The sequence below is a fragment of the Serratia sp. HNCC26DJ206 genome (assembly GCF_057180605.1).
Genome location: NZ_JBXUGP010000081.1, coordinates 1 through 2,775, shown reverse-complemented (window position 1 = coordinate 2,775; position 2,775 = coordinate 1). Strand labels below are relative to the sequence as shown.

The following is a 2,775-nucleotide window of genomic DNA, read 5'->3' as shown; positions in this document are numbered from 1 at the left end:
GGATCGTGGTTGGCAGATCGACACAATGGTTGTTTTCCGTCAAGGCACTGAACGCGGCGACGTTCACCCCGAGTGGCTAACGCTCATTATGGTCGCCAGCGTTATAAGGAGAATTGGAAGGCATCGCTGGTGCCGCCATAGTCATTGATGATCTTCCAACTGACCGCATTGCCCGTCATGCCAGCGGGCAGCGCAAAGCTTGCCGTGGCATTTGGTGCCACCATGGTCACTTCCGGCAGTTCCTTACCGCCAACGGCGATGGAGAAGAAGCTCAGGTAATAAGGGGACTTGTTGGTTGCCTGTAAGGTATTACCGCTGCGCTGCCATTTGAGGCTTTTCGCCGCGTCATTAAGGGAGCCTTTTATGCCAGCAGGTCGATAAATCAGCTTGATGCGGGTTTTGACCGCGATCTGCAGGGTGTTATCCATCTTCTCCGCAGAAGGAATGGACTTTATATTCAGCCAGAACAGAGATTCTTTATCTTCCGGCAGGCTGCCCCCGGCGCGGACGATGCGCAGTACGTTATCTTGTTCGGCACTCAGCCTGAACAGCGGTGGAGTGATCACGAAAGGGGCTTTGTTCTGCCCACCTTCCGGCGACTCCACCCAGGATTGGATAAGATAGGCCGTTTTATCTGGGTTTTTCACGCTGAGCGCGGCTTCTTTCTTGCCGCCGTCATAGATCACCCGGGTACCGCCGACGATCACGCCTGCTGAGGCGCTCAATGAGGTCAGTAACAGCCCGCCGAGTAGTGCCTTATGCCATAATTTCATCTTGGAATCTCCAGCAATCTGCGATCAGAAAATCAATAAACCCGCAGATTTATTGCCAAAGGTTTGCAAAGTGAATGTGCCCGTCGCAAAACATGGCATTACGGTTTATTACTTATGGGCTACATACGCGATGAAGCGATTCTTGTACGCCTTTAGAAAGTATATAAACGCAATGAACATTGTGTGGGCTTTTTTGTCGTTAGTTTTGTGTGGTTTATTACCAATCGTTTTTTGAACGAATAAATCCTCTTTTTTAGCGTTCAACAGAAGGGTTTCTTAACAAGGGGAATTTCCGGTTTGGGGCAAGAATCGTACCGCTACGGCATAGGCACCAAAGCAGCCTAAAGTACGGTAAAACTGACTTTAGGCTTTCCCCGTTACGTGAATAGAATTAGTTGTAGGTAAACGAGGCGACGACAGAGGCATTGATAGTTCCTGGCATCACAGTACCTGTGGCATAAGCCCGGGTTTTCAGGTTGAAAGTTGCCGTTTTTGATGTGCTATTCACGGAGGTATAGGTTGTTTGACCATTACTGAGGTTATTGCCACTGGTAGCGCCTGCCAACTCAACGGTCAGGTTGGTCGCGGTACCCATATTCTTATAGCGTGTATTATCAGTACTGTCTGGAGTTCCGGAGAATGCGACGTTTACCTTGGTGGTTGAGGCTGGGCAACCTGTCAGAACAATGCTAAAAGGCGTCCAGTCACCAAAGGTTCCCGCCGTTGTCAGAGAGGTAGCCTGAATATCCCCTAGGCCTATATTGATCGTAGAGTTACTGCTGTCAATCACACAAGGAGAAGCCACAACATTTCCCGTAATGTTGATGGTGCTGGTATCGGCGGCATTAACCATCATGCTTTGTGCAACTAACAGTGTTAAGCCGAAATATCCTAACTTGACTGATTTTTCCATTTTATATTCCAATCTTTATATTTAACTGCGTATTTATTTCATACGCATTTTTTATAGGTTTACTGCTGATTATTCATTGGCTGGTAAAACTCCCCGGTACAATCCAATAATGACTCCATCTTCACCGGAACCGAGGATATCTGTCCGTCGGGTCACGACTTAACGGCAAAGCAGACGGCTTTGCCGTTAAGTGCATAACATTAGTTGTAGGTAAACGAGGCCACTACGGTGGCATTGATAGTGCCTGGCATCACGGTACCGGTGGCATAAGCACGCGTTCTTAACGAGAACGTGGCGGTATTGGCTGCCACGCTGATAGTGGTTCCTTTTGTATTGCCAAAGTTCATGCCACCACCACCGGTTAACTCGACAGAGAGGTTGGTTGCCGTACCGGTGTTTTTATAGCGGGTGGCATCTCCGGTGTCCGGAGTTCCGCTAAATACCACGTTGACCTTGGTGGTTGAGGCCGGGCAACTTTTCAGGACGACATCAAAAGTTTTCCAATCACCGAATGTTCCGGCCGTTGCCAGAGAGGAGGCCTGAATACTCCCCAAATCGATATTGACGGAGGCATTGCTGGCGTCAATCACACAAGGTGAAGCCACGACATTTCCCGTTACGTTGATGGTGCTGATATCAGCAGCGTTAACGGCCATGCTGTGCGCAGCTAATAACGCTAAACCACAATATCCCAATTTAACTGACTTTTTCATTCTATAATCCCAACGTTGATATTTGACGGTGTATTTCTCTGTGAGAAAACGTTTTATATTTTTTATAGTCGCCCAGCAGGTTATTTACTGGTAAGTGAAATTAACCTGCACTGCACCTGCAATGGTTCCACCCTCGCTCATGCCGTTGACACTCAACAAGCGGCTGGCAAGGGGAACGGTGGCAGTTCTTGAGGTGGAGTCCACCGCCACGGTCAGGCTACTCCCTGTTCCCAACTTCTGCGTGCGCGTGACATCAGCCAGATGAATAGCGATATTCCTTGCCGTGCCCGTATTGGCATAAAGCGCGCTATCATCATCACTGGCAGTACCGCTAAAGTTGGCTACCACTTTGCTGGTTGATATTGGACATGCTGTC

4 protein-coding genes are annotated in these 2,775 nt (G+C 48.8%); all 4 read right to left on the bottom strand.

From position 1 onward, the window contains the following. Positions 1-101: 101 nt before the first annotated feature. Positions 102-773 carry a fimbrial biogenesis chaperone gene (locus tag AC2A1E_RS23900; RefSeq protein WP_484385826.1) on the bottom strand — a complete coding sequence of 224 codons (672 nt, stop codon included), beginning with the start codon at positions 771-773 and terminating at the stop codon, positions 102-104. Between the two features lie 391 nt (positions 774-1,164). Further along, complete coding sequence (locus tag AC2A1E_RS23895) at positions 1,165-1,686, bottom strand: fimbrial protein (RefSeq protein ID WP_484385825.1); 522 nt, start codon at positions 1,684-1,686, stop codon at positions 1,165-1,167. Between the two features lie 200 nt (positions 1,687-1,886). Beyond that, entirely contained in the window at positions 1,887-2,399 is a 513-nt protein-coding gene (locus AC2A1E_RS23890) for a fimbrial protein (protein WP_484385824.1), read from the bottom strand. 84 nt (positions 2,400-2,483) lie between these two features. Then, the coding region (locus tag AC2A1E_RS23885) for a fimbrial protein (RefSeq protein WP_484385823.1) at positions 2,484-2,775 on the bottom strand (292 nt) is incomplete at its 5' end.